This is a genomic window from Modestobacter sp. VKM Ac-2977, from assembly GCF_026968045.1.
In the GTDB taxonomy this organism is placed as follows: Bacteria; Actinomycetota; Actinomycetes; order Mycobacteriales; family Geodermatophilaceae; genus Modestobacter.
Genome location: NZ_JAPVBQ010000004.1, coordinates 442526 through 465820, shown reverse-complemented (window position 1 = coordinate 465820; position 23295 = coordinate 442526). Strand labels below are relative to the sequence as shown.

Sequence of the window (23295 nt, the reverse complement as noted above, 5' to 3'; positions counted from 1 at the left end):
GCCTCGTAACCGTGAGCCGGTACGTGTGAGCCGGACGGCGCAGCAGGCCTGGAACACACCGCACCGGGGCTCCCTCCGACCACTGGTCGGAGGAGCCCTCTCAGAGAGGAGACCGTCTTGCGCCGAGTGCGTGGGATGAAGGCCGCAGCTCTGCTGCTGGCCGGCAGCATGGCCCTGGCGGCCTGCGCGAGTGACGAGACCGACACCGGTTCCGGCGATGGCGGAGGCGGCAGCGCCTCCGGCGATGAGCTGATGGTCGGGCTCGCCTACGACACCGGCGGTCGCGGCGACAAGTCGTTCAACGACTCGGCCTACGCCGGTGTCGAGGCCGCCATCGAGGAGCTCGGCGGCGAGGTCCAGGAGCTGTCGCCCAACGACGACGGTTCCGACCGGGCCGAGCTGCTCACCCAGCTGGCCGAGCAGGGCTACGACCCGGTCATCGGGGTCGGCTTCGCCTACGGCGAGATCATCGGTGACATCGCCGCCGAGTACCCCGAGACGACGTTCGCCGTCGTCGACTCGTCGGTGGAGGAGATGGGCGCCGAGAACCTGACCGGCCTGCTCTTCGCCGAGGAGGAGGGGTCCTTCCTCGCGGGCGCGGCTGCGGCGCTGAAGTCCGAGACCGACCACATCGGCTTCGTCGGCGGCGTCGAGAACCCGCTGATCCAGAAGTTCGAGGCCGGCTACGTGGCGGGTGCCAAGGCGGTGAACCCGGACATCGTCATCGACACCCAGTACATCTCGCCGGCTGGTGACTTCTCCGGCTTCGGCGACCCGGCCCGCGGGAAGATCGTCGCCCAGGGCATGTTCGACGCCGGCGCCGACATCGTCTACCACGCGGCCGGCGGTTCCGGTCAGGGTGTCTTCGAGGCTGCTGCCGCCTCCGGTGGCCGGGCGATCGGCGTCGACTCCGACCAGTACGAGACGGTCGGTGACCCGGCGCTGCAGGCCGTCATCATGACCTCGATGCTGAAGCGGGTCGACAACGCGGTGGAGTCCTTCATCTCCGACTACTCCGAGGGCGCCGTCGAGGGCGGTCAGGACATCGTCAACGACCTGTCCACCGACGGCGTGGGCCTGTCCACCTCCGGCGGGCAGATCGACGACATCCAGACCCAGATCGACGAGTTCCGCCAGCAGATCATCGACGGCGAGATCGAGGTCCCGGCGATCCCGTGACGCGCTCGTCCTGAGCAGCACGGACGCGGCGGGCCCGGGGGCGGTACACGCCCCCGGGCCCGCCGTTTTCCGTGTGTACCGTCTCCGCGTCGGACCGGACGTCGTCCGACGCGCTCACGACCGGAAGACCTCCGGTCACCAGCCCCGGTCCTGCGCCCACATGGAGACCCCGTTGAACGAGTCGGCACCACTGGCGGTCGAGCTGCGCGGCATCACCAAGCGCTTCCCCGGCGTCGTGGCCAACAAGGACATCGAACTGCGCGTCCGTCGCGGCGAGGTGCACGCCATCGTGGGCGAGAACGGCGCGGGCAAGTCGACGCTGATGAAGACGCTGTACGGGATGCACCGCCCCGACGAGGGTCAGATCCTGCTCGACGGGGAGCCGGCGAGCTTCCGGAGTCCGGCGGACGCGATCGCCGCGGGCATCGGGATGGTGCACCAGCACTTCATGCTGGCCGACAACTTCACCGTGCTGGAGAACGTCGTGCTCGGCAGCGAGCCGACGAAGGGCGGCCGGCTGGACCGCAGTGCGGCCCGCCGCCGGATCCAGGAGATCTCCGACAGCTACGCGCTGGGCCTGGACCCCGACACCCTGGTCGAGGAACTCGGCGTCGGCGACCGGCAGCGCGTGGAGATCGCGAAGGTGCTCTACCGGGGCGCCACCACCCTGATCCTCGACGAGCCGACCGCCGTCCTGGTCCCGCAGGAGGTCGACGAGCTGTTCGGCAACCTCGCCGAGCTCAAGCGCGAGGGCCTCACCGTCATCTTCATCTCGCACAAGCTGGACGAGGTGCGCAAGGTCGCCGACTCGATCACCGTCATCCGCCGGGGCACCACCGTCGGCACCGCCGACCCGCGGACGACGAGCGCCAAGGAGCTGGCGGAGCTGATGGTCGGTGCCGAGCTGCCCGTCGCGGCGAAGCGCGACTCCACGGTGCGGGAGGTCCCCGTCCTCCGGATGCGCGGGGTCACCGTCACCGCCGCGGCCGGTGGCCGGGCGGTCGTCGACGACGTCACCCTCACCGTCCGTGAGGGGGAGGTCGTCGGCATCGCCGGGGTCGAGGGCAACGGCCAGGCGGAGCTCGTCGACGCGATCATGGGCCTGCGGCCGCTGGCCGCCGGTGAGCTCCGACTCGGCGACGAGGACATCGCGGACTGGAGCACCCGCCGGCGCCGCGAAGGCGGCATCGGCTTCGTCCCCGAGGACCGGCACCGGCAGGGGATGCTGCTGGACGCGCCGCTGTGGGAGAACCGGATCCTCGGGCACCAGACCCGGCCACCGGCGGTCAAGGGCGCGTTCATCGACCGCAAGGCGGCCCGGGCGGACACCGCCCGGATCATGCGCGAGTACGACGTCCGGGCGCCCGGGCCGGACACCGCGGCGATCGCCCTGTCCGGAGGCAACCAGCAGAAGCTGATCGTCGGGCGGGAGATGAGCGCGCACCCGCGGCTGCTGGTCGCCGCCCACCCGACCCGCGGTGTCGACGTCGGCGCCCAGTCGGGCATCTGGGAACTGCTCAAGGACGCCCGTGCGGAGGGGATGGGGATCCTGCTGGTCTCGGCCGACCTGGACGAGCTGATCAGCTTGTCCGACACGCTGCACGTGATGCTCCGCGGCGCGCTGGTCGCGACGCTGGACCCCAGGCAGGTCACCCCGGAGGAACTCGGTGGGCACATGACCGGCGCGGCGCGCGGCGACGACTCGGTCGGTGCCGCGTGACCGCCCTCCGCCGGCTGGGTCTGTCGCTGATGGCCCCTGCCATCGCGCTGGTCGTGGCGCTCGCCCTGTCCGCGGCCGTCATCGCGCTGATCGGCCAGAACCCGGCCACCGCGGTCCGGGTGATGTTCGACTTCGGTGACTCACCGGACCAGCAGACCCAGGCGATCGTGGTCGTGCTCAACCGGGCGGTGCCGCTCTTCCTGGCCGGGCTGGCGGTCTCGGTGGCCTTCCGGATGGGGCTGTTCAACATCGGGGTCGAGGGCCAGTACCGGATCGCGACGGTGCTGGCCGCCGGCGCCGGTGCGGCGGTGGCCCTGCCCGGGCCGCTGCACCTGCTGTTCATCGTGGTCGTCGCGATGGCGGTCGGGGCCTTCTGGGCCGGCATCGTCGCCGTGCTGAAGGTGACCCGGGGCGTGAGCGAGGTGATCAGCTCGATCATGCTCAACTTCATCGCCCTGGGGTTGGCGTCCTACCTGCTCACCGGGCCTCTGCGGGGTTCTCCCGAGGGCGCCTCGATCATCACCACCACCCCGATCCCCGAGTCCGGCTGGTTCCCCGGCCTGAACGGCGTGCTCACCGGGCTGGGCCTGGCCGAACCGCGCTCGGAGCTCTACGGCTTCCTGGTCGTGGCCGTGCTGGTCGGCATCGCCGTGGCCGTGCTGATCAAGCGCACCCGGTTCGGCTTCGACCTGCGGGCCACCGGGATGTCGGCGTCCGCGGCCACCGCCAGCGGGGTGGACGCCCGCGGGATGGTGCTCAAGGCGATGCTCATCTCCGGCGCCATCGCCGGCCTGATCGGCATGCCCGACCTGCTGGGCGACGCGCGCAGCTACAACACCGAGTTCACCGCCGGCCTGGGCTTCCTGGGCATCGCCGTGGCACTGCTGGGCCGGAACTCCCCGCTGGGGATCGCGTTCGGCGCGCTGCTGTTCGCCTTCCTGGACCGGGCCGCGATCCCGCTGCAGTTCGCCGACATCCCGGCCTCCGTGGTCACGATCATCCAGGGCACGATCGTGCTCGCCGTCGTCGTCGCCAACGAGGTCGCCCGCCGCGTGACCAGGCGGCAGGCCGAGGGTGGCAGCGCCGTCGCGCCGCCCACCTCCGGGGACGGCAGCACCGGTGACGGGCAGGGGCCCGGTGACGGGCCGCCACCGGACGTCGGCCCCACGACCGGCACCGGCACCGGCGTCGGGGTCCGCAACGCGACCGGCGAACCCGGCCGCACCGACAGCCGTCAGGGAGCAGGGGCATGAGCACCGTGACCGCCGTACCCACCTCCGGCACCCGCCGTGGCCCGCTGACCGAGCTGTTCCTCGGCGGTGGCCGGGCGAGGAGGGTGACCTGGCTGCTGGTCGGGCTGCTGGTGCTGTTCTCCGCCGTCCGGGTGATCTCCGGGCAGCAGGCGCTGACGTCGTCGTCGACCTTCGGCGCCGCGCTGCTGCTCGCCGTACCGCTCCTGCTGGTCGCCCTCGGCGGCTTGTTCGCCGAGCGCGCGGGCGTGGTGAACATCGGGCTCGAGGGCATGATGATCCTGGGCACCTGGGGAGCCGGCTGGGCCGGCTACCAGTGGGGCTGGGCCGGTGCCCTGGCCGGTGGTGCGATCTTGGGGGCGCTCGGCGGCCTGCTGCACGCCGTCGCCACCGTCACCTTCGGCGTCGACCACGTCGTCTCCGGCGTGGCGATCAACATCCTGGCCGCCGGCGTCGTCCGCTTCCTCTCCGAGCTCCTCTACACCGACAACGCCGCGGGCGGTGGGGTCACCCAGTCACCGACGCTGTCCAGCCGTCCACCGAGCTTCTCGCTGCCGGTGCTCTCCTCCGGCCCCGACCTGCTCGGTGACCTGGAGTCCCAGCGCTGGTTCCTGATCAGCGACCTGGCCGGACTGCTCCGCGGGGTGAGCAGTGGCGTCGGCGTGCTGACCGTGCTGGCCGTGCTGATGGTCCCGGCGGCCTACCTGGTGCTCTGGCGGACGGCGTTCGGCCTGCGGCTGCGGTCGTGCGGGGAGAACCCTGCGGCCGCGGACTCCCTCGGCGTCCCGGTCTACCGGCTCAAGTACATCGCGGTGGTCATCTCCGGCATGCTCGCCGGCCTGGGCGGCGTCTTCCTGGTCTTCATCGCCAACATCTACCGCGAGGGGCAGACCAACGGGCGCGGCTTCATCGGTCTGGCCGCACTGATCTTCGGCAACTGGCGGCCGGGTGGCCTGGCCGCCGGTGCCGGCCTGTTCGGCTTCGCCGATGCCCTCCAGCTGCGCAGCCAGACCGCGGTGGTGGCACTGCTGCTGCTGGTGGCGTTCCTGCTCGCTGCGGTGGCCGTCTGGCAGGTCGTCCGTGGCAAGCACACCCAGGCGATCATCGCGGCCGCCTTCGCGGCCGCGGCGCTGGCCGCCTTCTGGACCATCGACGAGCTGCCCGACGGCATCGTCTCCTTCACCCCGCACCTGACCACGCTGCTGGTCCTGTCGCTGGCCTCGCAACGGCTGCGGCCGCCGAAGGCCGACGGGCTGGTCTACCGACGAGGAGAGCACTAGTGCCCGAGATCGACTGGGACGCCCTGCGGAGCGCCGCCCGGGAGGCGATGGGTCACGCCTACGCCCCCTACTCACGGTTCCCGGTGGGGGTGGCCGGCCTGGTCGACGACGGCCGGGTGGTCACCGGGTGCAACGTGGAGAACGCCTCCTACGGGCTCGGGTTGTGCGCCGAGTGCGGCATGGTCAGCGACCTGGCCCGCTCCGGCGGTGGCCGGCTGGTCGCGGTGGCCTGCGTGGGCGGGGACGGGCAGCCACTGATGCCGTGCGGCCGGTGCCGGCAACTGCTCTGGGAGCACGGGGGAGCCGAGATGATGATCGAGACGGTGTCGCTGGGGATCGTGCCGATGCGCGAGGTCCTGCCCGACGCGTTCGGCCCCGACGACCTGGTGAAGGCGGCGTCCCGATGACCCAGCCCTTCGACGCCATCGACGTCATCCGGGCCAAGCGCGACGGCCGGCCGCTGACCCCGGAGCAGATCCGCTGGGTGGTCGGTGCCTACACCGACCGGGTCGTGCCCGACGAGCAGATGAGCGCCCTGCTCATGGCGGTCTTCTTCCGCGGGATGTCCGCCGACGAGCTCGCGGCCTGGACCCAGGCGATGATCGACTCCGGCGTCCGCAAGGACCTCTCCTCGCTGGGCCGCCCGACCGCCGACAAGCACTCCACCGGCGGCGTCGGCGACAAGATCACCCTGCCGCTGGCCCCGCTGGTCGCCGCCTGCGGGGTCGCCGTCCCGCAGCTCTCCGGCCGCGGGCTGGGGCACACCGGCGGCACCCTGGACAAGCTCGAGTCGATCCCCGGGTGGCGGGCCGACGTCGGTGAGGAGGCCTACCTGGCCCAGCTCCGGGACGTCGGTGCGGTCATCTGCGCCGCGGGCTCGGACTTGGCCCCGGCGGACAAGGTGCTCTACGCCCTCCGGGACGTCACCGGCACCGTCGAGTCGATCCCGCTGATCGCCAGCTCGATCATGAGCAAGAAGATCGCCGAGGGCGCCGACGCGCTGGTGCTGGACGTCAAGACGGGGTCCGGTGCGTTCATGCGCGACCCGGCCGACGCCCGCACCCTGGCCCGCACGATGGTCGGGCTGGGCGAGGCGGCCGGGGTGCGCACGGTGGCTCTGGTGACGGCGATGGACCGGCCGCTGGGCCGGGCCGCCGGCAACGCGGTCGAGGTCGCCGAGTCGGTGGAGGTGCTGGCCGGGGGTGGGCCGGCCGACGTGGTCGAGCTGACCCTCGCCCTGGCGCGGGAGATGCTCGCCGGCGTGGGCCGGGACGACGTCGACCCCGCCGACGCCCTCGCCGACGGCCGGGCGATGGACGTCTGGCGCCGGATGATCACCGCCCAGGGCGGTGACCCGGACGCCGCGCTGCCGCAGCCGGCCGAGCGGCACGTGGTGACCGCCCCGGCCACCGGCACGCTGACCCGGCTGGACGCCTACGCGCTCGGCGTGGCGGCCTGGCGGCTGGGTGCCGGCCGGGCCCGCAAGGAGGACCCGGTGTCGGCCGCGGCCGGCGTCGTCTGGACCGCCGGGGTGGGGGAGCAGGTGACCGCCGGGCAGCCGCTCCTGGAGCTGCAGACCGACGACGCCGCCCGCATCCCGCGCGCCCTGGAGGCGCTGGAAGGCGCGATCGGCGTCGACACCGACGACGAGCCGCTCCCGCTCGTCCTCGACCGGATCTAGAAGGACCCCCTCGCCCCCCACCACTCGCAGGCTCGCGGCGGGGCCCTGCGAGGGGGTCAGAGCCGGCGAGTCGTCCCGCCGGCTCCATGATCGTCCGGGAGGGGCGGCGCGGGGTGCACAGCCGGGGAGAGGACACTGACCGTTCGTGACCCGAACGCCCGCCGCACCCGCGCCCGGAGCGGTCCAGCAGTCCACCCCACTCGATCCGGATGCCGCGATCAGCATCCGCGGGCTGGTGAAGTGCTACGGCGACCGCAACGCCGTCGACGGCGTGGACCTGGACATCCGGCGTGGGGAGATCTTCGCCCTGCTCGGCCCCAACGGTGCGGGGAAGACCACCACCGTCGAGGTGCTGGAGGGGTACCGCGCGCGGGACGGCGGTGAGGTCCGGGTGCTGGGCGTGGACCCGGCCGAGGGCGGGCGGAGCTGGAAGGCCGAGCTCGGCATCGTGTTGCAGTCCGGCGCCGGGGACAGCCAGCTGACCTGCCTGGAGCTGCTGCGCGCCCAGGCCGCCTACTACCCCGACCCGCGGGACCCGGCCGAGGTGCTGGAGCTGGTCGGGCTCACCGAGAAGGCCGGCTCCCGCGGGCGCACCCTCTCCGGCGGTCAGCGCCGCCGGCTGGACGTCGCGCTGGGCATCGTCGGCCGGCCCCGCCTGCTCTTCCTCGACGAGCCCACCACCGGCTTCGACCCGGAGGCCCGCCGGCAGTTCTGGTCGCTGATCCGCTCGCTGCGCGACCTGGGCACCACGATGCTGCTGACCACGCACTACCTCGACGAGGCCGAGGAGCTGGCCGACCGGGTCGGTGTCATCACCCGGGGCCGGTTGGTCGAGGTGGCGGTCCCGTCTGCGCTGGGCGGGCGTGGGCAGGCCCCGGCTGTCGTCAGCTGGACCGAGGACGGCGTCCGGCGCACCGCGGAGACCGCCAGCCCGACGGCCTTCGTCGCGGAGCTGGCCATCCGCTTCCCCGGCGAGGTGCCCGACCTGGCCGTCGCCCGGCCGACGCTCGAGGACGTCTACCTGCGGATGATCGGCGAACCGTCATGACCACGACCGAGGAATGCTCGCTGCCGTCGATCGGCAGCGTCTGCCGCACCCGGGCGGGGGTCGAGCTCAAGGAGTTCTTCCGGCAGCGGGAGTCCGTCGTCTTCACGCTGATGTTCCCGGTGATCCTGCTGTTGGTGTTCGGCGCGGTGCTGGACTACGAGCTCGGCTCCGGGGTCAGCTTCACCCAGTACTTCATGGCCGGCGTGATCGCCGCGGGGATCCTCGGCGCCAGCCTGCAGAACATGGCCATCGGCATCGCCACCGAGCGCAGCGACGGCACCCTCAAGGGCCTGGCCGGCACGCCGATGCCCAAGAGCGCCTACTTCGTCGGGAAGGTCGTCCAGGTCCTGGTCGTCACCGTGGCGATCGTGGCGATCCTGCTGGTCATCGGGGTGGTGTTCTACGGCGTCGACCTCCCGTCGGGGACGGAGTGGCTGACCTTCGCCTGGGTCGCCGCGCTCGGCTCGGCGGCGTCCACGCTGCTGGGGATCGCCGTCTCCAGCCTGGCCCGCAACGGACGCTCGGCGTCGGCGACGGTCACCCCGGTGGCGCTGGTCCTGCAGTTCATCTCCGGGGTGTTCTTCCAGTTCAGCGAGGTGCCCACCTGGCTGCAGACGGTGGCTGCGGTCTTCCCGCTGAAGTGGATGGCGCAGGGGCTGCGTTCGGTGTTCCTCCCGGACGCGCTGGCCGCCCAGGAGCCGGCCGGCAGCTGGGAGCTCGGCCGGGTCGCCCTGGTGCTGGCCATCTGGTGCGTCGTCGGCTTGGTGCTCTGCGTGCGCACCTTCCGCTGGCAGGACCGCGTCGACCGGTGACGCAGCGCAGGGGCCCGGGAACGCCTGGGTAACGTGCGGGGATGCCCGCTGCGCCCCTGGACGTCGAGACCCTCACCCGCGCGCCGAAGGTGTTGCTGCACGACCACCTGGACGGCGGGCTGCGGCCGCAGACGGTGCTCGAGCTGGCCGACGAGGTGGGCTACCGCGAGCTGCCCGCCGACGAGCCCGAGGCGCTGGGCCGGTGGTTCCGCGAGGCCGCCGACTCCGGGTCGCTGGAGCGCTACCTGCTGACCTTCGCGCACACCGTCGCGGTGATGCAGCGCCCCGAGGCGGTGCAGCGGGTGGCCCGCGAGTGCGCGCTGGACCTGGCCGCCGACGGGGTCGTCTACGCCGAGGTGCGGATGGCGCCGGAGCTGCTGACCGCCGGCGGCATGTCGCTGGACGCCGCGGTCGAGGCGATGCTCGACGGCTACGCCCAGGGCAGCCGGGAGGCCGCGGCAGCCGGGCGCCCGATCGTCGTCGGCACACTGCTGTGCGCGATGCGCCAGGCCGACCGCTGGGTGGAGGTCGCCGAGCAGGTCGTGCGGCACCGGGACGCCGGCGTGGTCGGCTTCGACCTGGCCGGGCCGGAGGACGGCTTCCCCCCGGACCGCATCCCCGCGGCGATCGAGCTGCTGGACCGCGCCGGTGCCCACCGCACGGTCCACGCGGGGGAGGCGGCCGGCATCGAGTCGATCCGGGCCGCCCTGGACGGCGCCGGGGCCGAGCGGCTCGGCCACGGGGTGCGGATCGCCGACGAGGTGCCGGTCGACGGGCCGCTGGGCGAGCTGGCCGAGCGGGTGCGCGACGAGCAGGTGCCGCTGGAGGTCGCGCCGTCGTCCAACGTGCAGACCGGCGCCTACCCGACGCTGGCCGACCACCCCGTCGACCGGCTGCACCGGGCCGGCTTCACCGTGACCCTCAACACCGACAACCGGCTGATGAGCGGGGTGTCGGCGACCAGCGAGCTGGCCGCCGTCGTGGACACGTTCGGGTGGGGCTGGGACGACGTGCAGGCGGTCGCCGAGCGGGCGCTGCGCGGCGGTTTCGCCGACGACGCGGTGCGTGCCCGGGTGTTCACCGACGTGCTCCGCCCGGGCTTCGAGGCCCTGCGTCCCTGAGGCGGGGCGAGCAGGGTCACCCGGGCGCGGGAATCATCCGGGTGCCGTCGCTGCTAACCTGATCGTGCCGGTGAACGCCGGTCATCCTCCCGGACGGTCCTGTCCGGGCACAGCGCATCCGTGCAGATCACGCGTCATAGCAGACGCCCCCGATCACCAGCGTGGACGCCGGGCATCCGGCGACCACCTTCACCACGGGACGCGCGCCGATCTGTATCGGAGTCCCCGCTTGTCCTCGTTCGACTCTGTCGACGTTCAGAACACCCCCGCTCTGCAGGACGCCCCGGCTGACGCCGCCGTCCTCGACGCGCCCGTCGCCGAGGCCCCCGTGGCCGAAGCGGCGCCCGAGCCCACCGGCCCGACCTTCGCCCAGCTGGGCCTGCCCCAGCCACTGGTCACCGCGCTCGAGCGCAAGGGCATCCGTCACCCCTTCGCCATCCAGACCTCCGCCCTGCCGGACGCCCTCGCCGGGCGCGACGTGCTCGGCAAGGCCGCCACCGGCTCGGGCAAGACGCTGGCCTTCGGCCTCCCGCTGCTGGCCCGGCTCGGTGCCGACGCCCAGCAGGGGCGCCGCGCGCCGCGTGGCCTGATCCTGGTGCCGACCCGCGAGCTGGCCCAGCAGGTGCACGACAACCTGGCCCCGCTGGGGCAGTCCAACGGCGTCCAGTTGGCCGCCGTCTACGGCGGTGCCTCGATGTACCGCCAGATCCAGCAGCTGCGTCGCGGCGTCGACGTGCTGATCGCCACTCCCGGGCGGCTGCAGGACCTGATCAACCAGGGCGAGGCGACCCTCTCCGAGGTCGTCGTCTCGGTCATCGACGAGGCCGACTTCATGTCCGACCTCGGCTTCCTGCCGGTGGTCAAGGAGCTGCTCGACCAGACCCGGAACGACGGCCAGCGGCTGCTGTTCTCGGCCACCCTGGACGGCGAGGTCGACACCCTGGTGCGTCGCTACCTCAAGGACCCGGCCCGCCACGAGGTCGCCAAGGCGGAGGACACCGGTCCGCAGGCCGAGCACCTCGCCTACAGCGTGTCCTTCCCGGACAAGCTGAAGATCACCGAGGCGATGGCCGCTCGTCCGGGCCGGATCATCATCTTCGTGCGCACCCAGCACGGTGCCGACCGGCTGGCCGGCAACCTGCAGCAGGTCGGCATCGCGGCCGAGCCCATCCACGGTGGGCTCCCGCAGGCGGCACGGCGTCGCGCGCTGGAGGCGTTCACCGACGCCCGCAGCCCGGTGCTGGTGGCCACCGACGTCGCCGCGCGTGGCATCCACGTCGACGACGTGTCGCTGGTCCTGCACTACGACCCGCCGGCAGACCACAAGACCTACCTGCACCGCTCCGGCCGCACCGCGCGCGCCGGTGCCGCAGGCGTCGTGGTCTCGCTGCTCCTCCCCGACCAGGTGGGCCAGGCCAAGCGCCGGTTCCGCCAGGCCAAGCTCGACCCGCAGGTGTCGCGGATCCGCCCGGGCGACGCCCCGATCGCGGACCTCGTCGCCGGTGGCACGTTCGTCGAGCCGATCGTCCGTCCGGTGCGCGAGTCGCGCCGTCCGGCCGGCGGTTCCGGTGGGCGCCGCCCCACCGGCGAGCGCCCCGGTGGCTACCGTGGCGGCCCGCGCCGTCCCTCCGGCGACCGCGATCGCACGTACGGAGACCGCCCCTCGGGCGAGCGCTCCTACGGCGATCGGGATCGCAGTGCGGCTGGCCGTCCCTCCGGCGACCGCGACCGCTCGTACGGAGACCGCCCCTCGGGCGAGCGCTCCTACGGCGATCGGGATCGTTCCGGCGGCGGCGAGCGGCGCACCGGTGGCTACCGCGGCTCGAGCGAGGGGCACCGCGCTGGCGGCCGGCCCTCGCGCCCGGCCCGCTCCTACTGAGCAGGGGCCCCGTCGGTAGCGACGGGGCCTGAACGGCAACGGCCGGCTCCCGCATCGCGGGGGCCGGCCGTTGCCGTCTCCGGGTCTCCCTAGCGCTCGACGTCGCTGCGGAAGACCAGGGCGGTGCCGATGTCGGCGAGGACGTCGGACCATGCCCCGGCCAGCACCGCAGCGTCCTCACCCGACAGCGGGGCGGTCGGCTCGGTCTCGCCGCGGGCCACGGCCTGCCCGAGCGCGGCGCCCGGGCCGAACTGCTGCTGCACCCGCGGGAGCCCGGCGTACTCGGCCAGGTCCAGCGCACCCTCGGCCGGCTGGGCCAGTGCCTGGTGGGTCACCAGCCCGCCGGCGCCGCCGGCCACCTCGGCCAGCACCTCGGCCAGCGCGGACAGGTCGTAGCGGTCCTCGTCGGCCGGCAGCGGCATCGTGTCGGTGTCGGCCACCTCGGGCCAGGAGGCGATCTCGGTGAGGTCGTGCGCCTCGTCGCCGGCGCAGAACCGCGCCAGCTCGACCGGGGTGGGGAAGACGAACACCTGCCCGTCCCGGCCGAGGAAGCGCGCCCGGTCGTCGACGTAGCAGCGCAGGGTGACCCCGGCGCCCTGCGGGTGCACCAGCTCCACGGGCAGGATGCCGACCGCCTCCCAGAACTCCTGGGCGGCGGCGACGGCCGCGGGGGTCGCGGTCAGCCCGCTGCCGCTGCGGACGGTCCGGACCCCGGCCGTGGACGCCTGTGCCGGGCTGGCGGCGGTCGAGCCGGCGGCGGGGCGGTCCGTCGGGGCGACGACGTCCTCGTCGTCGTCCTCGTCGTCCTCGTCGTCCGGGTCGGCGGCGCGTGCCTCGGCCTCCTCGGCAGCAGACGGGTAGTCGTCAGCCGACACGGTGCCGGCGCCGGTCCAGTCCAGGTGCTCGTCGAGCTCCTCGAGGACGTCCTCCCACAGCTCGTCGACGGCGGTGCCCAGCCGTGCCCAGCTCTCCTCGCCGCTGCGGCCGAGGAACGCCCCGACGCCCAGGCCGAGCGCAGCGACCTCGGGGCGGGAGACCAGCTCGGCGACGGCCTCGAAGCTGGTCTCGTCGTCGTCCAGGTCCTCGTCGTCCTCGTCGCCGGTGGTGTCGCAGCACTCGGCGAGCCGGCCGACGATGTCCACGTCGGCGGCGAGCTCCTCGACGGCCCAGCGGTCGGGGTTCTCCGCGACGATGTCGTAGACGCCGTCCAGGTCGTAGCGGTGGTCCTCGTCGGGGGTGAGGTCGGCGGCGCCCAGCGTCGACACCACGGGCCAGACCGGGTGGTCGACCAGGTCGTGATCGGTGCTCACCCGGCAGAAGGCGGCCAGTGCGGCCGGCGAGGGGAACAGGTGGACGACGGCGGTGGGGCCGGGGGCCTCCGGGTCGTCGTCGTTGATGTCGGCCGGCACGTCGACGGTGCTGCCGAGGAACGCCTGCCACTCCTCGCCGTCCTCTTCCCACGGCGGCGCCCAGAGCGTGTAGCCCGTGCGGTCGTCGAGGGTCAGGGCGATGGGGACGATGCTGGGCCTGGGCACCCGCCCATCCTGCCCGGTGAGTCCGGGTCCGCGCAGGCCGGTATCGCTGCCTGCTGCCCGGCCCCGCTACACGCCGATCGGGTGCCAGACGCTCTTCGTCTCCAGGAAGGGTCGCAGCCGGGAGAGTCCCGGGTCGGCCGACCAGTCCGGTTCCTCGGCCGGGGCGCGCAGCACACGCTTGATCGTCCCGGCGGCGGAGCGTTCCAGCTCCATCGCCAGCGGCGCGGGGGCGCCGGCCAGGTCGATCGCGTCGACGTCGGCGTGCTCGGCCAGCCAGGGTCCGATCTCCGCGGCGTCACCGGTGAGCAGGTTGACCACGCCGCCGGGGACGTCGGAGGTGGCCAGCACCTCGCCGAGGGTGATCGCCGGCAGCGGGCGCTCCTTGGAGCTGACCACCACGGCGGTGTTGCCCGCGGCCAGCACCGGGGCGAGCACGCTGACCAGCCCGAGCAGCGAGCTGCGCTGCGGGGCGAGCACCGCGACGACGCCGGTGGGCTCGGGCACCGAGAAGCCGAAGTACGGCCCGGCGACCGGGTTGGTGCTGCCCAGCACGGCGGCGAGCTTGTCGGTCCACCCGGCGTACCAGACCCAGCGGTCGATCGCGGCGTCCACCGCGGCGCGGGCCTTGGCGGTGGAGAGCCCCTCGCCGGCGGCGACCTCCTCGGTGAACTGGGCGGCGCGCCCCTCCATCACCTCGGCGACCCGGTAGAGCACCTGTCCGCGGTTGTAGGCGGTCGCTCCCGACCACTTCCCGAACGCGCCGCGGGCGGCGACCACGGCGTCCCGGCCGTCCTTGCGGGAGGCCCAGGCGGCGTTGGCCAGGAAGTGCCCCTTGGTGTCGTGCACCTCGTAGGTGCGGCCGGACTCCGACCGGGGGAAGGCCCCGCCCAGGTAGAGCTTGTAGGTCTTGCGCACGGTGAGCCGGTCGCTCATCAGGAGTCGCTCCTCAGGTAGGCGGCGAGCCCCTGCCGGCCGCCCTCGCGGCCGTAGCCGGACTGCTTGTAGCCGCCGAACGGCGAGGTCGGGTCGAGCTCGTTGAACGTGTTGGCCCACACGACGCCGGCGCGCAGCTGGTCGGTGATCTTCAGGATCCGGGAGCCCTTCTCCGACCAGACGCCGGCCGAGAGCCCGTAGGTGCTGTTGTTCGCCTTCGCGACCGCCTCGTCGGGGGTGCGGAACGTCATCACCGAGAGGACCGGGCCGAACACCTCGTCGCGGGCGATCCGGTGGGCGGGGGAGACGTCGGTGAAGACGGTCGGCTTGAACCAGAAGCCGCGGTCGGGCAGGTCGCCCTCGGGCTGCCAGCAGGTCGCGCCCTCGGTCTCCCCGTACGCGGTCAGCTCACGGATGCGGGCCAGCTGCTCGGCCGAGTTGATCGCGCCCAGGTCGGTGTTCTTGTCCATCGGGTCACCGACCCGCAGCGTGCCGATCCGCCGCTGCAGCGAAGCGACGACGTCGTCGTGCACCGACTCCTGCACCAGCAGCCGGGAGCCGGCGCAGCACACGTGGCCCTGGTTGAAGAAGATGCCGCGGACGATGCCCTCGACGGCCTGGTCGATCGGGGCGTCGTCGAAGACGATGTTCGCCGCCTTGCCGCCGAGCTCCAGGGTCAGCCGCTTCTCGGTGCCGGCGACCGCGCGGGCGATGGCGCGGCCCACCTCGGTCGAGCCGGTGAAGGCGACCTTGTCGACGTCCGGGTGGCTGATCACCGCTCGGCCGGTCTCCCCGGCGCCGGTCACGATGTTGACCACGCCCGGGGGCAGGTCGGCCTGCTGGCAGATCTCGGCGAACAGCAGCGCGGTCAGCGGGGTGGTCTCGGCCGGCTTGAGGACGACGGTGTTCCCGGTGGCCAGCGCCGGGGCGACCTTCCACGCCAGCATCAGCAGCGGGAAGTTCCACGGGATGACCTGCCCGGCCACGCCCAGCGGGCGCGGGGCCGGGCCGAGGCCCGCGTGCTCGAGCTTGTCGGCCCAGCCTGCGTGGTAGAAGAAGTGCGCCGCGGCCAGCGGGACGTCGACGTCCCGGCTCTCCCGGATCGGCTTGCCGTTGTCCAGCGTCTCCAGGACGGCGAACTCCCGGGCCCGCTCCTGCAGCAGCCGGGCGATGCGGAACAGGTACTTGCCGCGGTCGGCCGGGCGCATGGGGCCCCAGGTCTTGACGAACGCCCGGCGAGCGGCGCGCACGGCACGGTCGACGTCCTCGTCGCTGCCGGTGGCGACCTCGCTCAGCACCTCCTCGGTGGCCGGGTTGACGGTCGTGAAGGGCGTGCCGGTGCCGTCGGCGAACTCGCCGTCGACGAACAACCCGTAGCTGGGCCGGATGTCGACGATCGACCGCGACTCGGGCGCGGGGGCGTACTCGAACATGGTCATCAGTCGACGCTCACGTGGTCGGGGCCGGAGTAGTGGCCGGTGCGGAGCTTCTGGCGCTGCAGGAGCAGGTCGTTGAGCAGGCTGGAGGCGCCGAAGCGGAACCAGTCGGGGGACAGCCAGTCCGTGCCCACGGTCTCGTTGATGAGGACCAGGTGCTTGACGGCGTCCTTCGTCGTCCGGATGCCGCCGGCGGGCTTGACGCCGACCTGGCGGCCGGTGGCGGCGCGGAAGTCGCGCACGGCCTCCAGCATCACCAGGCAGACCGGCAGGGTCGCGGCGGGGGAGACCTTGCCGGTGGAGGTCTTGATGAAGTCGCCGCCGGCCAGCATCGCCAGCCAGGAGGCGCGGCGGACGGCGTCCAGGGTGACCAGCTCACCGGTCTCCAGGATCACCTTGAGGTGCGCCGGCCCGCAGGCCTCCTTGACCGCGACGATCTCCTCGAAGACGTCGAGGTAGCGGCCGGTCAGGAACGCGCCGCGGTCGATGACCATGTCGATCTCGTCGGCGCCGTTCGCCACGGCGTCCCGGACGTCGGCGAGCTTGACCTCCCGGCTGGCCCGGCCGCTGGGGAAGGCGGTGGCGACGGCGGCGACGTTGATGCCGGTGCCGGCCAGGGCCTCCTTGGCCACGCCGGCCAGGTCGCCGTAGACGCAGACCGCGGCGACGGCCGGGCAGCTCGGGTCGGTCGGGTCGGGACGGCGGGCCTTGGCGGCCAGCGAGCGGACCTTGCCCGGGGTGTCCGAGCCCTCCAGCGTGGTCAGGTCGACCATCGAGATCGCCGTGTCGATCGCCCACGCCTTGGCGGTCGTCTTGATCGACCGCGTGCCCAGCACCTTCGCCCGCGCCTCGGCGCCGACCTGGTCGACGCCGGGGAGGCCGTGCAGGAACGCGCGGAAGGCGTCGTTCGAGCGGGTGACGTCGGCGAACGGGTCGGGCGGGGTGCCCGCTCCGCCGCTGGTGTCGGCCAGCGCGTTCGGGTCCAGCACGTGGGTCATGCGCGCATTCTCCACTGCGGCTCTGACGGATCGGACACGGTGCGGCGCCCATCGCCCTTCCTGCGGCTCTGCTGGGTGGCCTGTCAAGGGGCTTCCCGCATCCGTGTCTCGCTGCGAGTGGAGATCTTGTCAGTGCACCGCGAAGTGATCGGCTCAACCGACCGGTGAGAGGGGGCGGCTGTGGACAAGGTGACGGCGGTCGACGACGTGTGCGCTCTGCCTGCTGCGGTGCGAGTCGGCTCGTGCGGCCGGTCAGCCATGCCGCCCGCAACGGTGAAGCCGACGAGCGCATCTGGGCCGAGCGCATCCGTCAGTGGCTCATCGCGCACGACGACATCGATCCGTCGCAGCGCCCGCTCGTGGGCGCTTCTGGTCTCTGACCGACCCTCACCGTTCGCATGAAGCCTCAACGGTCAGTGCCCCCGGGCGGCCGAGCTCCCGCCTTGTCAGGCGAGGAGCCCGCCCAAGGCCAGCAGGCAGACGAGCCCGAGACCGACGATGAGGACGACGGCGAGGGCTACGAGCATGCGCACGGCTCGGCGCCTTCCCGACCTGTTCTGCTTCAGCCCCTGCGCCAGGTCGCCCCACTGATCGATCTGGCCAGCCGGCGAGTACTGGTTGCGCTCGTATCGCTCCATCGGCCATCTCCCATGTGCGGTGGCTGACGAGTCGCACCGCACTCCCACCCTAGGGCAGGCCCACTCTGTGGAGAGCCGCCCACGTGCGTCGGCGGTGCCCTCCTGTGAACGCAGATCTCCACTCGCAGCGAGACAAGCCCGAATCTGTGGACAGGCCCGTGACCTGGGAATTCGCGTTGCCCGGCGTCCTCGTTGGCGGTAAGATTCGTACACACGTTCGAACACGTCGGGAGGTGTCCGTGAGCGAGTTGATGTCGGCTCTGGCCGCCTTGGCGGCCGACGATCTCCACTCGCTCAGCGACGGGCAGGTGCTGGACCGGACGGCGATGCTGGTGCAGCTGGTGAACCGCGCGTCGGCGGAGTTGACCCGCACGGTTCGGTGCGCGGACACCACCCAGGCCGCCGAGCGCGACGGGTTGAAGAGCATGCGGTCGTGGTTGATCGGGCACGCGCGGTTGTCGCCGGTGGAGGCGTCGCGGATCCTGCGGTCGGGTCGGGCGTTGGAGCACTTCCCTGCGTTGGCGGCTGGTTTCGCTGACGGGCAGGTCACTGCGGCGCAGGTGAACGTGGTGGCCGAGAAGGTGGGGGAGTCCGAGGTCGCCCGGGCGGTTGAGCAGGGCATCGACCTGGCTGCCTTTGATCAGGTGTGGGCGCTGGTGGCGGCCGAGTCGCCGCACCAGTCCTTGGTGGCTGCGGTGCAGGCGTTCGAGGACGCGCTGGACCCGGACGGCCCGGAGCCGGATCCGACGGAGGGCCGTCGGCTGAGCATCGCCAAGCACGCCGATGGCAGCGTCACCGGCCGGTTCGACCTGGATGCCGTCGGTGGGGAGAAGGTGCAGGCCGCGATCGAGTCGATCGTGCAGGCCGACCGCCCCCAGGGTGATGAGCGGACCCGGGCGCAGCAGAACGCCGACGCGCTGGTGCAGCTGTGTGACAACCAGTTGGCCAGCGGTGATCTGCCGATCCTGCGGACGGTGAAGCCGCACGTGGTGGTGGGCATCGACCTCGACGACCTGGTCGACCCGGCGACCGGCCCGGGTGTGGCGGGGATGGGCTTCGGGGCGACGATCTCCGCCGCGCGGGCCCGCTACCTGGCTTGTGACGGCAGCATCTCCCGGATCGTCATGGGCCCCGACGGCGTGCCGCTGGACCTGGGCCGGGACCACCGGGTGGTCACTCCCGGGCTGCGCAAGGCCGTGGAACGGCGGGACCAGGCCTGCGTGTTCGCCGGCTGCGGCGCCCCGAGTTGGTGGTGCGACGTCCACCACCTCATCCACTGGCTGCACGGCGGGGAGACGTCGCTGCAGAACTCAGCCTTGCTCTGCGAACGGCATCACACCAAGGTCCACCACGGTTTCCGGGTGCAGCGAGATCCCGGCGGGCGATGGCGCACCTACCGCCCCGACGAGACCGAGATCCTCATCGGTCTTCACATCGAGTGATGGCCGTTTCCCGGGCGCGGTCAGAGGACCTGCCGATCCCAGGACTGCGATGGGTCGCGAACGGACGTTGGGGTCGGTCGCGCCCAGCGCGTCCGGGCGCGTCTGCTCGGCAGAGAACTGCCAGGCTGAGCCGGTGCGCTCCGGAGACCGGCTCAGTCTCGTGCGTTGGCAGTTCGACATGACCTGGCGGCTCGCTGCTGAGTTCCATCTGTCCCACCTCGACGACGACATGTGCTTCTGGACACCAGCGCCGGGTGCCTTCACCGTTCGTCGCGACGATGCGGGATCGTGGCGAGCGGACTGGGATGACGAGGACCCGCCCTCGCCGGTGACGATCGGCTGGCTGACCTGGCACGTCCTCTGGTGGTGGGGTGAGCTGTCCCTGCGGGCACGCGGGGAGGTACCGCCTCGCCGCGAGCACGTCCTGTGGCCGGGAACGGCCGACGCAGTTCGCGACCGGCTCACCGAGTTGAGGGCGCAGTGGACGGAACACCTCGGTGAGCTGAGCGACACCGATCTCGATCGCCCCTTCGCATTCCCCTGGCCCGAACCACGCCCGTTCGTCTACGCCGCGGCCTGGGTGAACAGCGAGCTGATGAAGAACGTGGCTGAGATCGGCGCGGTCCGGCACCAGTACCTCGCCTGGAAGGCGCACGGCTCTCGTCTCGGCCTGTAGCAGCCCGCGCGAAGGGTGACGGTGCGCGCGTCAGCAGCCGTCGACTGGTGGGATGACGCCGAGGAGGTAGCGGTCGTCCTCGGGGACCACCTGCCACGCGAGACAGCTGTCGCCGCCTGCCGGTTCGCGCACCACGATCACGTCGCCTCGGCCGGAGTCCCGGACCACGGCGTCCAGATCGCCTTCCGTTGCGGGGAGCCCGGCGAGGAGCTGTTCGGCGTAGTCAGCGGGGGCGTCGTCCACCAGGAGGGCCTGCAGCGCCTCGGCGTCCCGCTGGGTGAGGGACGACGCTGTCTGGCTGGCCAGTGCGTCCACCGTCGGTGCACCGCGTTCGGGCACGGTGGCGATCTCGATCGCGATGAAGACGACCCAGGCGGACAAGGCGACCAGGCAGAGTGTCGCCAGTGCGCGGCCGGTGGGAGTGCGTGGTGCGCGAGCCATGCCCTCAGCCTGCCCGCTCGGCAGGACGAGGTCGGACTCGTCCAGCGCGACGTCGGGGTGCGATGAGTTCCTGGTGGCCCGGGAGTCCTCGCCCCGACCGCCGTCCACCGTCCCGTGCGAGGAACCCGTGTCCGAACCCCGCGTCGCCATGCTCCCCGAGGTCGCTGCTCAGCGGCGTGCTCTCGCCGACCTGCTCGACACCCTGCACCGCGACGAGTGGGAGACGCCCTCGCTCTGCCCCGGTTGGACGGTGCACGACGTGCTGGCCCACCTGACCCTCTCCACCCGGCAGTCCACCGCCGGCATGGTGCTGCGCATCCTGCGGGCCCGCGGCGACTTCGACTGGGCCGAGGCCCGCGCCGCTCGGGAACGTGCCGCGGTGTACCCGCCGGCCACGCTCCTCGCCCAGTTGCGCGAGACCGCGGCGCTCGACCGTCGGGTCGGCATGTCCAGCCCCTGGGACCCGCTGGTCGACGTCCTCGTGCACAGTCAGGACATCGCCCGGCCACTCGGTCGCCGGCTGCCGACACCGCCCGCCCTCGCCGTCCCGGCGCTGCAACACGTCTGGTCCAACGTCTTCTACGGCCGCCCGGCCCGGCGGATGAGCGGGCTCCGCTTCGTGGCCACCGACACCGCCTGGGTGGGAGGCGACGGACCCGAGGTGTGCGGCCGCGCCGGGGACCTCCTGCTGCTGGCCACCGGGCGACCGGTCTCGGCGTCCGGGGTCACCGGGCCGGGGGTCGGGGAGGCCGCCGCCCGGCTCCGCTCCTGACCTGCAGTCCGGGGCCGATACGGTGTGCGCCGTGCAGCTGACCGTCGTCGACCACCCGATCGCCCGCGCCCGACTGTCGCGGATGCGCGACGAGCGCACCGACAACGCCGCCTTCCGGGCCGCGCTGCGGGAGCTCACCCAGATCCTGGTCTACGAGGCCAGCCGCGACCTCGCCGTCGCCGAGGAGCCGATCACCACCCCGGTCACCGACACCACCGGCTACCGGCTGGCCGCACCGCCGCTGATCGTGCCGGTGCTGCGCGCGGGCCTCGGCATGGCCGACACCGCGCACGGGATGCTGCCGGAGTCGCAGATGGGCTTCGTCGGGCTGGCCCGCAACGAGGTGACCTTCCAGCCGGAGGCCTACATGGCCTCGCTGCCCGAGTCGCTCGTCGGCCGCCAGGTCTTCGTGCTCGACCCGATGCTGGCCACCGGCGGCTCGCTGGTGCACTGCTGCTCGCTGCTCACCGACCGCGGCTGCACCGACATCACCGTGCTCTGCGCGCTGGCCGCCCCCGAGGGGCTGGAGCGGCTGGAGGCCAGCGGCCTGCCGCTGCGTGTCTTCACCGCCAGCGTCGACGAGCGGCTCAACGAGAACGCCTACATCGTCCCGGGCCTGGGTGACGCGGGCGACCGCCAGTTCGGCGCGGTCTGAGCATGCGGTTCGGGGTGCTCGGCACCGGCTTCTGGGCGACCGAGGTGCACGCCACCTCGCTGGCCGGGCACCCGGGCGCGGAACTGGTCGGCGTGTGGGGGCGGGACCTGGCCAAGGCGAAGGCGGCCGGGGCGCAGTTCGACGTCCCCGGCACCGACGACCTCGATGCCCTGCTCGCCGACGTCGACGCGGTCAGCTTCGCGCTGCCACCGGACGTGCAGGCGCCGCTCGCCGAGCGCGCGGCCGCCGCGGGCAAGCACCTGCTGCTGGAGAAGCCGGTGGCGCTGTCGGTCGCTGCAGCCGACCGGGTGGTCGCCGCGGTCGAGGACGCCGGGGTCGCCTCGGTGGTCTTCTTCACCAGCCGCTTCCGGACGGCGACCTCCACCTGGCTCGAGCAGGCATCGCGCATCACCCTGGCCGGCGGTGCGGTCACCTGGCTGGGCCGGCTGGCGGGTTCGCCGTTCGAGACGCCGTGGCGGCTGGAGCACGGCGCGCTGTGGGACGTCGGGCCGCACGCGCTCTCCCTCCTGGTCCCGGCGCTCGGGCCGGTGAGCGCGGTGCAGGCCGGCGCCGGGCAGGGCGACACCGTCCACCTGGTGCTCACCCACCCCGAGGGCCGCGCGAGCACGGTGACCGTCTCGGCGACGGTGGCCGAGCTGGCCACCGGTATCGACATCTGGGTGCACGGGGACGCCGGCCGGCTGGTGCTGCTGCCCGAGTCCGGTACTGCCGTCGAGGCCCACGCGGTCGCCGTCGACGAGCTGCAGGCCGCTGCACTGACCGGCGGGACGCACCCGTGCGACGTCACCTTCGGGCGGGACGTCGTCCAGGTGCTGGAGGCCGCGCAGCGGTCGTTGGCGACCGGCTGCCGGGAGACCGTCGGCGGATGAGCGGCAACGACGGACGTGGGGGGCCGTTCGGCTGGTACGTGCCCACCGGGCGGATCCAGCGGAGCGACTGGTGGGTCCGGTACGTCCTGGTCATCGCACTGCTCGGCCTGGTGGCCTCGTCCGTGGACGCGCAGTGGTTCCCGGACAGCTACCCGCGGTTCGAGGACCGGCCGGGCTCCGCCGACCTCGCCGACGTCCTCTGGTTCTTCCCCGAGGAGGGCGGGCCGGTCACCGCGATCGTCGCGTTGGTGCTGGCCGTGCCGAACGTCGCCGCGATGGTGACCCGGCTGCACGACCGTGACCACTCGGCCTGGTGGCTGCTGTGGGGCATCGTCCCCGTGTTCGGGTGGTTGGTGCTGTTCATCACCTGCGGCTTCCTCGGGACGCAGCCGCAGCCGAACCGGTACGGGCCACCTCCTCGCTGACCCGCGCTCGGCGAGGCAGACTGGACCCGTGGACTTCTGGCAGTGGTACGTGCGCCGCGGGCGCATCGACCGGCGCACCTGGTGGCTGCAGTACGCCCTGCCCATCGGGGTGCTCAGCGTGCTGGCCCTGATGGCCGACGTGGCCCTCGGCAACAGCTCGCTGGAGAGCATCGCCATGGGCGAGACCGGCTACGGGCCGATCGTGACCACGATCGGGCTGCTCGTTGCGCCTGCGTCGATCTCCAGTGGCGCCACCCGGCTGCACGACCGCGGCATGTCCGCCTGGTGGCTGCTGATCGGGCTGGTGCCGTTGTTCGGCCAGGTGGCGCTGCTGGTGATCACCGGCTTCCTCCGCGGCGACGGCGGCCCCAACCGGTACGGCCCGCCGCCGTCCGCGGCTCCGACCGTCGGCCAGCAGCCGCAGCCGCAGTCCGAGTCGGCGCCCGAGCCGGAACGGCCGCCCTACTGGGGCTGACGCCGACCG

General features: G+C 72.9%; 24 protein-coding genes. 18 read left to right on the top strand and 6 right to left on the bottom strand.

The window, feature by feature from the left end:
• Positions 1-126: 126 nt before the first annotated feature.
• From O2V63_RS18770 to O2V63_RS18725, 10 genes are all read left to right on the top strand, one after another.
• Positions 127-1179: a BMP family lipoprotein gene (locus O2V63_RS18770; RefSeq protein WP_269169144.1), complete on the top strand. Its 1053-nt coding sequence runs from the start codon at positions 127-129 to the stop codon at positions 1177-1179.
• Positions 1180-1351: 172 nt separating this feature from the next.
• The gene (locus O2V63_RS18765) at positions 1352-2899 is read left to right on the top strand and encodes an ABC transporter ATP-binding protein (protein ID WP_269169038.1); all 1548 of its coding nucleotides are present in this window, start codon (positions 1352-1354) and stop codon (positions 2897-2899) included.
• Positions 2896-4152, top strand: a complete 1257-nt coding sequence (locus O2V63_RS18760) for an ABC transporter permease (RefSeq protein ID WP_269169037.1) — start codon at positions 2896-2898, stop codon at positions 4150-4152. Before O2V63_RS18765 ends, O2V63_RS18760 begins: the two co-directional genes overlap by 4 nt.
• Positions 4149-5429, top strand: coding sequence for an ABC transporter permease (locus tag O2V63_RS18755; protein ID WP_269169036.1), 1281 nt, complete (start codon positions 4149-4151; stop codon positions 5427-5429). Before O2V63_RS18760 ends, O2V63_RS18755 begins: the two co-directional genes overlap by 4 nt.
• Positions 5429-5836 carry a cytidine deaminase gene (locus O2V63_RS18750; RefSeq protein ID WP_269169035.1) on the top strand — a complete coding sequence of 136 codons (408 nt, stop codon included), beginning with the start codon at positions 5429-5431 and terminating at the stop codon, positions 5834-5836. The genes O2V63_RS18755 and O2V63_RS18750 overlap by 1 nt, the downstream gene beginning before the upstream one ends.
• A complete protein-coding gene (locus O2V63_RS18745; RefSeq protein ID WP_269169034.1) occupies positions 5833-7110 on the top strand; it encodes a thymidine phosphorylase in 1278 nt (425 codons plus the stop codon). The genes O2V63_RS18750 and O2V63_RS18745 overlap by 4 nt, the downstream gene beginning before the upstream one ends.
• 145 nt (positions 7111-7255) lie before the next feature.
• Positions 7256-8158 carry an ABC transporter ATP-binding protein gene (locus tag O2V63_RS18740; protein ID WP_269169033.1) on the top strand — a complete coding sequence of 301 codons (903 nt, stop codon included), beginning with the start codon at positions 7256-7258 and terminating at the stop codon, positions 8156-8158.
• Positions 8155-8970: an ABC transporter permease gene (locus O2V63_RS18735; RefSeq protein ID WP_269169032.1), complete on the top strand. Its 816-nt coding sequence runs from the start codon at positions 8155-8157 to the stop codon at positions 8968-8970. The genes O2V63_RS18740 and O2V63_RS18735 overlap by 4 nt, the downstream gene beginning before the upstream one ends.
• 41 nt (positions 8971-9011) lie before the next feature.
• Positions 9012-10091 carry an adenosine deaminase gene (locus O2V63_RS18730; RefSeq protein ID WP_269169031.1) on the top strand — a complete coding sequence of 360 codons (1080 nt, stop codon included), beginning with the start codon at positions 9012-9014 and terminating at the stop codon, positions 10089-10091.
• A gap of 229 nt (positions 10092-10320) precedes the next feature.
• Positions 10321-11970 carry a DEAD/DEAH box helicase gene (locus O2V63_RS18725; protein WP_269169030.1) on the top strand — a complete coding sequence of 550 codons (1650 nt, stop codon included), beginning with the start codon at positions 10321-10323 and terminating at the stop codon, positions 11968-11970.
• Between the two features lie 89 nt (positions 11971-12059).
• Here O2V63_RS18725 and O2V63_RS18720 read toward each other — a convergent pair whose 3' ends face one another.
• The 4 genes from O2V63_RS18720 to deoC form a co-directional block, all read right to left on the bottom strand.
• Positions 12060-13505, bottom strand: a complete 1446-nt coding sequence (locus tag O2V63_RS18720) for a hypothetical protein (protein ID WP_269169029.1) — start codon at positions 13503-13505, stop codon at positions 12060-12062.
• 66 nt (positions 13506-13571) lie between these two features.
• A complete protein-coding gene (locus O2V63_RS18715) occupies positions 13572-14438 on the bottom strand; it encodes an aldehyde dehydrogenase family protein (RefSeq protein WP_269169028.1) in 867 nt (288 codons plus the stop codon).
• Positions 14438-15877 carry an aldehyde dehydrogenase family protein gene (locus tag O2V63_RS18710; RefSeq protein ID WP_269169027.1) on the bottom strand — a complete coding sequence of 480 codons (1440 nt, stop codon included), beginning with the start codon at positions 15875-15877 and terminating at the stop codon, positions 14438-14440. The genes O2V63_RS18715 and O2V63_RS18710 overlap by 1 nt, the downstream gene beginning before the upstream one ends.
• Complete coding sequence (gene deoC / locus O2V63_RS18705; protein WP_269169026.1) at positions 15877-16872, bottom strand: deoxyribose-phosphate aldolase; 996 nt, start codon at positions 16870-16872, stop codon at positions 15877-15879. Before deoC ends, O2V63_RS18710 begins: the two co-directional genes overlap by 1 nt.
• Before the next feature lie 242 nt (positions 16873-17114).
• Between deoC and O2V63_RS18700 the strand changes: the two genes are divergently transcribed.
• Positions 17115-17252 carry a hypothetical protein gene (locus O2V63_RS18700; protein WP_269169025.1) on the top strand — a complete coding sequence of 46 codons (138 nt, stop codon included), beginning with the start codon at positions 17115-17117 and terminating at the stop codon, positions 17250-17252.
• A 66-nt stretch (positions 17253-17318) separates the two neighbouring features.
• Here the strand turns inward: O2V63_RS18700 and O2V63_RS18695 are convergent, their stop codons facing one another.
• Positions 17319-17510, bottom strand: a complete 192-nt coding sequence (locus tag O2V63_RS18695) for a hypothetical protein (protein ID WP_269169024.1) — start codon at positions 17508-17510, stop codon at positions 17319-17321.
• A 239-nt stretch (positions 17511-17749) separates the two neighbouring features.
• On the opposite strand from O2V63_RS18695, the gene O2V63_RS18690 reads away from it, so the two are divergent.
• Entirely contained in the window at positions 17750-18952 is a 1203-nt protein-coding gene (locus O2V63_RS18690; RefSeq protein WP_269169023.1) for an HNH endonuclease signature motif containing protein, read from the top strand.
• Between the two features lie 133 nt (positions 18953-19085).
• Positions 19086-19628 (top strand): DinB family protein, encoded by a 543-nt coding sequence (locus tag O2V63_RS18685; RefSeq protein ID WP_269169022.1) that lies wholly within the window; start codon positions 19086-19088, stop codon positions 19626-19628.
• Between the two features lie 30 nt (positions 19629-19658).
• Here O2V63_RS18685 and O2V63_RS18680 read toward each other — a convergent pair whose 3' ends face one another.
• Positions 19659-20069 (bottom strand): hypothetical protein, encoded by a 411-nt coding sequence (locus O2V63_RS18680; RefSeq protein ID WP_269169021.1) that lies wholly within the window; start codon positions 20067-20069, stop codon positions 19659-19661.
• Between the two features lie 127 nt (positions 20070-20196).
• Here O2V63_RS18680 and O2V63_RS18675 point away from each other — a divergent pair, with 127 nt between their 5' ends.
• The 5 genes from O2V63_RS18675 to O2V63_RS18655 are packed head-to-tail and all read left to right on the top strand — an operon-like array spanning position 20197 to position 23286.
• The gene (locus O2V63_RS18675; RefSeq protein ID WP_269169020.1) at positions 20197-20841 is read left to right on the top strand and encodes a maleylpyruvate isomerase family mycothiol-dependent enzyme; all 645 of its coding nucleotides are present in this window, start codon (positions 20197-20199) and stop codon (positions 20839-20841) included.
• A gap of 31 nt (positions 20842-20872) precedes the next feature.
• On the top strand, positions 20873-21496 hold the full coding sequence (upp, locus tag O2V63_RS18670; protein WP_269163021.1) for a uracil phosphoribosyltransferase: 624 nt from the start codon (positions 20873-20875) through the stop codon (positions 21494-21496).
• A gap of 2 nt (positions 21497-21498) precedes the next feature.
• Positions 21499-22386, top strand: coding sequence for a Gfo/Idh/MocA family protein (locus O2V63_RS18665; RefSeq protein WP_269169019.1), 888 nt, complete (start codon positions 21499-21501; stop codon positions 22384-22386).
• Positions 22383-22811 (top strand): DUF805 domain-containing protein, encoded by a 429-nt coding sequence (locus O2V63_RS18660; protein WP_269169018.1) that lies wholly within the window; start codon positions 22383-22385, stop codon positions 22809-22811. Before O2V63_RS18665 ends, O2V63_RS18660 begins: the two co-directional genes overlap by 4 nt.
• A 28-nt stretch (positions 22812-22839) precedes the next feature.
• Positions 22840-23286 (top strand): DUF805 domain-containing protein, encoded by a 447-nt coding sequence (locus O2V63_RS18655; protein WP_269169017.1) that lies wholly within the window; start codon positions 22840-22842, stop codon positions 23284-23286.
• Positions 23287-23295 lie beyond the last annotated feature (9 nt).

Coding starts and splice junctions, on each gene's coding strand:
- O2V63_RS18755 (WP_269169036.1), top strand. CDS start 4,149: ATGAGCACCGTGACCGCCGTACCCACCTCCGGCACCCGCCGTGGCCCG.
- O2V63_RS18745 (WP_269169034.1), top strand. CDS start 5,833: ATGACCCAGCCCTTCGACGCCATCGACGTCATCCGGGCCAAGCGCGAC.
- O2V63_RS18735 (WP_269169032.1), top strand. CDS start 8,155: ATGACCACGACCGAGGAATGCTCGCTGCCGTCGATCGGCAGCGTCTGC.
- O2V63_RS18730 (WP_269169031.1), top strand. CDS start 9,012: ATGCCCGCTGCGCCCCTGGACGTCGAGACCCTCACCCGCGCGCCGAAG.
- O2V63_RS18715 (WP_269169028.1), bottom strand. CDS start 14,438: ATGAGCGACCGGCTCACCGTGCGCAAGACCTACAAGCTCTACCTGGGC.
- O2V63_RS18710 (WP_269169027.1), bottom strand. CDS start 15,877: ATGACCATGTTCGAGTACGCCCCCGCGCCCGAGTCGCGGTCGATCGTC.
- deoC (WP_269169026.1), bottom strand. CDS start 16,872: ATGACCCACGTGCTGGACCCGAACGCGCTGGCCGACACCAGCGGCGGA.
- O2V63_RS18695 (WP_269169024.1), bottom strand. CDS start 17,510: ATGGAGCGATACGAGCGCAACCAGTACTCGCCGGCTGGCCAGATCGAT.
- O2V63_RS18680 (WP_269169021.1), bottom strand. CDS start 20,069: ATGGCTCGCGCACCACGCACTCCCACCGGCCGCGCACTGGCGACACTC.
- O2V63_RS18665 (WP_269169019.1), top strand. CDS start 21,499: ATGCGGTTCGGGGTGCTCGGCACCGGCTTCTGGGCGACCGAGGTGCAC.
- O2V63_RS18660 (WP_269169018.1), top strand. CDS start 22,383: ATGAGCGGCAACGACGGACGTGGGGGGCCGTTCGGCTGGTACGTGCCC.